Annotated in this window: 5 protein-coding genes; 1 reads left to right on the top strand and 4 read right to left on the bottom strand. The window is 38.5% G+C overall.

The window, feature by feature from the left end; translation table 11 throughout:
* Nucleotides 1-450: 450 nt before the first annotated feature.
* The 4 genes from HMPREF0373_RS02970 to HMPREF0373_RS02955 all read right to left on the bottom strand — a co-directional run bounded on the left by HMPREF0373_RS02970 (nt 451) and on the right by HMPREF0373_RS02955 (nt 3,655).
* Complete coding sequence (locus HMPREF0373_RS02970; RefSeq protein ID WP_021738104.1) at nt 451-1,341, bottom strand: DUF3881 family protein; 891 nt, start codon at nt 1,339-1,341, stop codon at nt 451-453.
* Between the two features lie 3 nt (nt 1,342-1,344).
* Entirely contained in the window at nt 1,345-1,872 is a 528-nt protein-coding gene (locus HMPREF0373_RS02965; protein WP_336303077.1) for a DUF4446 family protein, read from the bottom strand.
* 77 nt (nt 1,873-1,949) lie between these two features.
* A complete protein-coding gene (locus tag HMPREF0373_RS02960) occupies nt 1,950-2,885 on the bottom strand; it encodes a ParB/RepB/Spo0J family partition protein (RefSeq protein ID WP_021738102.1) in 936 nt (311 codons plus the stop codon).
* Nucleotides 2,886-2,887: 2 nt separating this feature from the next.
* The gene (locus tag HMPREF0373_RS02955) at nt 2,888-3,655 is read right to left on the bottom strand and encodes a ParA family protein (RefSeq protein ID WP_022035410.1); all 768 of its coding nucleotides are present in this window, start codon (nt 3,653-3,655) and stop codon (nt 2,888-2,890) included.
* Nucleotides 3,656-4,083: 428 nt separating this feature from the next.
* On the opposite strand from HMPREF0373_RS02955, the gene HMPREF0373_RS02950 reads away from it, so the two are divergent.
* Nucleotides 4,084-5,031, top strand: coding sequence for an alpha/beta fold hydrolase (locus HMPREF0373_RS02950; RefSeq protein ID WP_021738100.1), 948 nt, complete (start codon nt 4,084-4,086; stop codon nt 5,029-5,031).
* Nucleotides 5,032-5,282 lie beyond the last annotated feature (251 nt).

Below are 5,282 nucleotides of genomic sequence, written 5' to 3'. Positions count from 1 at the left end.
GCAATCCGCTTTCGCTACTTGCTCATGAACGTCGGTCGCAAAGCGACTGCGTTCAATTTGAGTTATTCTGAGTCCCCAACTGTCAAGCTTTGAAAGTGAGCTGATTGTTTGCTCCAGCTAATAATTGGGAAGTGCCTTGATATTACCATTGGCATCTGTTTTATGACCACCATGCTTCGTACGTTCGATCATGGTAAACAGTATTCAATTAAACTTTTCTATCGTAAGTACAAGATATTTTTTGCCTAGAAATAATATACCGCATATGAGACGGTTTGTCCATGTATTTTTGAGTGATAAACGCTCCGCGAGGATGTACAGTGATTCTGAGAAGAATATGTCAGCGTTCGCTGACCAGAATCACGCACAAAGTCTCACGTACGTTCGACTTGAAAGGATTTTCCAATATCCTTTTCTATCAGGACAAATTCTTTCAATTACATTATTTTTCTAATACCCGAAATTTACATGACCCTGTAGCCAGATACGACCTTTGAAGCGGCGTCCTACCTGTGGTTCCCCAAGCAGATCATTCTGATTGATGCAAATATCAAAAACCAGATTGTTGCAGTTAAGATTCAGTATCCAGAGTTTTTCGTTAGTCAGAGAATTTTCGGATTCATAGAAGTTTAGAATTTCTCCGATGACAACATACTGGTCACTTTCAATACCATATGGAATAAAACTGCTTTCCACGATAGACAACACATCTTCTTTCATAATACGGCGGGAGAGGGAAGAATAAAGATCCATGTCGTTCATAGTGAGATTTTCCATGGCACTTTTATTTCCATCCCGGGCCTGTTTCATGAGACTTAGCCGTTTTTCTGAGGATTTCTCCTTATTTGCCAGCTGTTTTGATGTTTTCATAATCGGCAGAAGGATTTTGCCGCCGGTGGAAAGTCCCGCCAGCACGGCGTTATCTGGTCTTGTAGTTGTATTGTGTACGGCATTCTTTCTTGCATGGAGGATATCAGCAATATTTTCAATATAGAAAATCAGTGTTACTCCAAGTTTTAATTCGTCACAGATTCCGGCAAAGGCTTCTCTGGCAGCGTGGCGTTCAATTTCAATCGTTTCACAGGTCGTAATCTGAGAACCGTGCAGATATGGATAATAATATTCCATACGAAATTCTTTATCATTGATAAAATTTCCACAGACGGTAATGCCGATGTCTGTACCAAAACTTTTGGAGAAACAAGCAAATTCATTTCCATATTCATCTTTGACAATGTTCTGCTCGTCAGGACGATTCAAAATGGATTCTAATATGAGATATAAATCAGCATTTTTTGTAAGATCTCCGAAACCAATGGATCTTAAAAATGTATGTATCATAGATTATTTCCCTTGTTCATAAGTGTCAGCCAATGCCATTTCCAGAGCTTCTTTCTCCTCTTCCGCAAGCATAATCACGGAATTGCCATCAATAATTTCTTTGATGTATGTATAGCAGCCTTCTCTGCTGTGCATTGCGTTAATAATAAAACCATTGTTTTTCCGGTTTAACAGTGCCAGGGAGAATGATAATTTTCCACCCATTTCATTAAATGCATCGTATTTTACCAGACCAACTTTTTGATAGGTGTTATCCAGGTGATCCAGAACCATCTGTACTTTTTCCTGTGTGTGCTCGTCAGACGCAATCAGATCTTCTACTTGATTCAGACGTTTTACCAGAGTGTCTTCCAGGGATGCGGCATTTTTTCCTGCCATAAACGCTTCGTACTTTTTTTTCAGTTTTTTCATTTTGACTCCATTGACGATCATGATGATGATCAGGATCAAAACAAGAGCGGCGAGACCGACTGTGATTACATCAAGGCTGATGCCGGTCAGATCTTCGATATGTAATTTTAAATATTCCACTTGCATTTTCCTCACTAAAAGTTATATCATGTGCTGTTGCTGTTGCTGTTGCTGTTGCTGTTGCTGTTTTGCGGCTGTTACTGCTGCTGGATGCTCTGAATAAGTTCAATCAGACGATTCAATTCATCCTGCGAGTAGTATTCAATTTCTATTTTACCTTTTTGGTCATTACGCTGATGAATTTCTACTTTCGTTCCGAAGATTCGTTTCATCTGATCTGCCAGGTCAGCATAAATGGCAGATAATACAGGATCGTTTATCTTTTTCTGCGGAGCATTGTTTTCCTGTAATAATTTGCGTACCAGTTTTTCTGTTTCGCGTACACTGAGTTTTTCATCGAAAATACGAAGTGCCAGCTGATGCTGTAATTCTGGATCCTCAATACTGATCAGACAGCGTGCGTGACCAGTGCTGATCATTTCATCAATGACCATCTGCTGTACCTGTTTGGAGAGTTTCAGTAAACGCATGGAGTTGGTGACAGCAGTTCTACTTTTGGATACACGGTCTGCAATCTCATCCTGTTTCATGTGAAATTCTTCCATTAGTCTGCGAAATGCCTGTGCTTCTTCAATTGGGTTCAAATCTTCACGCTGAATGTTTTCAATGAGTGAAATTTCGACAATCTGCTGTTCTGTCAGATTGCGGACGATGACAGGAATTTCTTTTAACCCCGCCAGTTTTGCGGCTCTCCAGCGACGTTCGCCAGCAATAATCTCATAATATCCGCTTTTTTCCTGCACAAGCAAAGGCTGCAGGATGCCGTATTGTTTGATGGATTCTGCCAGCTCCAGCAGACCATCTTCATCAAAATGTTTTCGTGGCTGTTCACGATTCGGTTCCACCAGGGAAAGTTTTACCATGGTGTCTGGTGTTTCTTTTTTTGTACTTTTCTTTTTGGTAGTTGTACTCTTTTCCTTAACTATTGTTGAATCGCTGCTGTGATCTGCATTTACTTTGTTCACCAGCAGAGAGTCCAGACCCTTTCCAAGTCCTCCTTTTTTTGCTGCCATGTTTAATCGTCCTCTCTGTCAATTACTTCTTGTGCAAGTAAGCGATAGCTTTCTGCACCTGTGGATTTGCTGTCGTATATGTTAATTGGTTTTCCATGACTTGGTGCTTCTGCAAGACGTACATTTCTTGGAATGATGGTCTTGTAGATTGTAGTATCCAGATTCTCTTTGACATTTTCGACAACCTGCAGAGAGAGGTTTGTACGGGCATCATACATAGTAAATACGACACCTTCCATGTGTAAAGATGGGTTCAGACGTTCCTGTACAAGGTTGATCGTATACATCAACTGTGAAAGACCTTCCAATGCATAATACTCACACTGGATCGGCACTAAAACAGTTGAGGCGGTGGTCATGGCATTTACCGTCAACATATTTAAGGAAGGAGGGCAGTCAATAATGATGAAGTCATAGTTGTCTTTGATTTTTTCTATTTCATTGTGCAGTACATATTCACGATTTTCAATATTCAGTAATTCGATTTCTGCACCGGCCAGATTTACGTTTGACGGAATTAAATCCAGATATTCAAACTCCGTATGAATCAGTGCTTCATCAAAAGAGCATTCTCCTAAAATTAGCTGATAAATGGTATTTTCACAATTGTTTTTGTCTATACCAAGTCCGCTGGTGGTATTACCCTGCGGATCCATATCAATGGTAAGCACTCTCTTCTCGGCTTCTGCCAAACATGCGGAAAGATTGATTGCCGTTGTTGTCTTTCCAACTCCGCCTTTCTGATTTGCGATTGCGATAATTCTTCCCATACTTTTCCTCATTCCTGTTAATTTATACTCGTATCATATTAATATAGAAGTGGAAACAAATGCTATATTGATATGTCTACTGTGCCGAATATAAAATGTATTCGACGTATCACTTAAACGAGTATATCACTTTTTAAATTAGATATCCAGAGAAAAGAATGTTTCACGTGAAACATTTATAAAAAATTAATGAAAGAAGCTCTTATTTGTCGGAAATAATATTATGGAACTGTATTATTCCATGCGTGTCGTTTGCAAAAGTGTTCATATGCGAGTGATGCGCCGTAAAAGTTGTACTCTTTATAAAATAAACTTTTCACTTCAGTTTTATAAAATAATAATAGATATCATGGAAAAGTATTTGTATCTGAGCAGTCAATGCATTATAATATAAAGAGTAAGAAAATTAGTACGAAAGGGGTTTATTGATGAAAAAGCATATTAAAAATTCTGCATTACTATTATGTATCGTATCTGGTCTGATTATTATTATAAACAAGCTGATCAGTGTTTTTTCACATATGACAGATTACCTGCCAAGCGGTGGTAAATATTATCATTGGAAATATGGAAACATTTATTACACGAAAAGTGGTAAAGGAAAACCGGTTCTTCTGATTCATGATCTGGATCCTACAGCTTCTTCTTATGAGTGGAAAGCTGTAACGAAAAAACTGGCAGAAAATCATACCGTATATGCTATTGATCTGTTAGGATGCGGACGTTCTGAAAAACCGAATATGACATATACAAATTATCTGTATGTACAGTTAATGAATGAGTTTATTTCGAATGTAATTAATGAAAAAACAGATGTTATTGCAACTGGTGATTCTCTTTCTTTTGTAGTGATGGCATGCCAGATGGAGGCAAAATACTACGACCATATTGTTGGTGTCTGCCCGACTGATTTGTATGAACTGGCAAAAGCACCCGGACGTAGAAAAAATATGCTCAAATTTTTGATTGAACTTCCAATTATTGGAACCTTTATTTATAATATGGCAGTCAGCAGAAATCAGATTATCGATGCTTTTGTAAACAATTACTATTATAAAGGACATTTGGTTCCACAGAAGTTGATTCATACGTATTATCAGTCTGCACATATTGGTGACGGTGGTGGCAAATATCTGCTGGCCAGCATTAAGAGTTATTATACAAATATTAATATTGTATCTGCTATTAAGAAAATCAATAACAGCATTTGCCTGATTGGTGGAAAAGAACATCCTTATATTGAGGATGTCATCAATGATTATAAAGAGTTTAATCCGGCAATTGAAGATGCATATATTCCAAATACTACGTGTCTTCCACAGCTGGAAGCACCAGACAAATTTGTAAAGCTGGTAAATATTTTTCTACATGCGTAATTGAACGCAGAATGAGCATTCCCCCGCTTTAAGTGCGTAAAGCACTAAGCGGGGGAATGCTTATGTCAGTGGAAACTAAAAACTCTCACTGATGGGGCGCAAGCGACTGCGTTCATGAGCAAGTAGCGAAAGCGGATTGCGAATGAATGCTTTACATAAAGCGTGTATTAACGGATTTTAACAGCCGGATGTAAATGCTGGGAATAAGACGTATTACGAAAAGGGACGGCAGAAATGTTTCACGTGAAACA

Origin of the sequence: Eubacterium ramulus ATCC 29099, assembly GCF_000469345.1 — a bacterium.
Classification (GTDB): Bacteria; Bacillota; Clostridia; order Lachnospirales; family Lachnospiraceae; genus Eubacterium_I; species Eubacterium_I ramulus.
The sequence above is the reverse complement of the archived record's forward strand: the minus strand, read 5'-3'. Positions and strand labels throughout refer to the sequence as shown.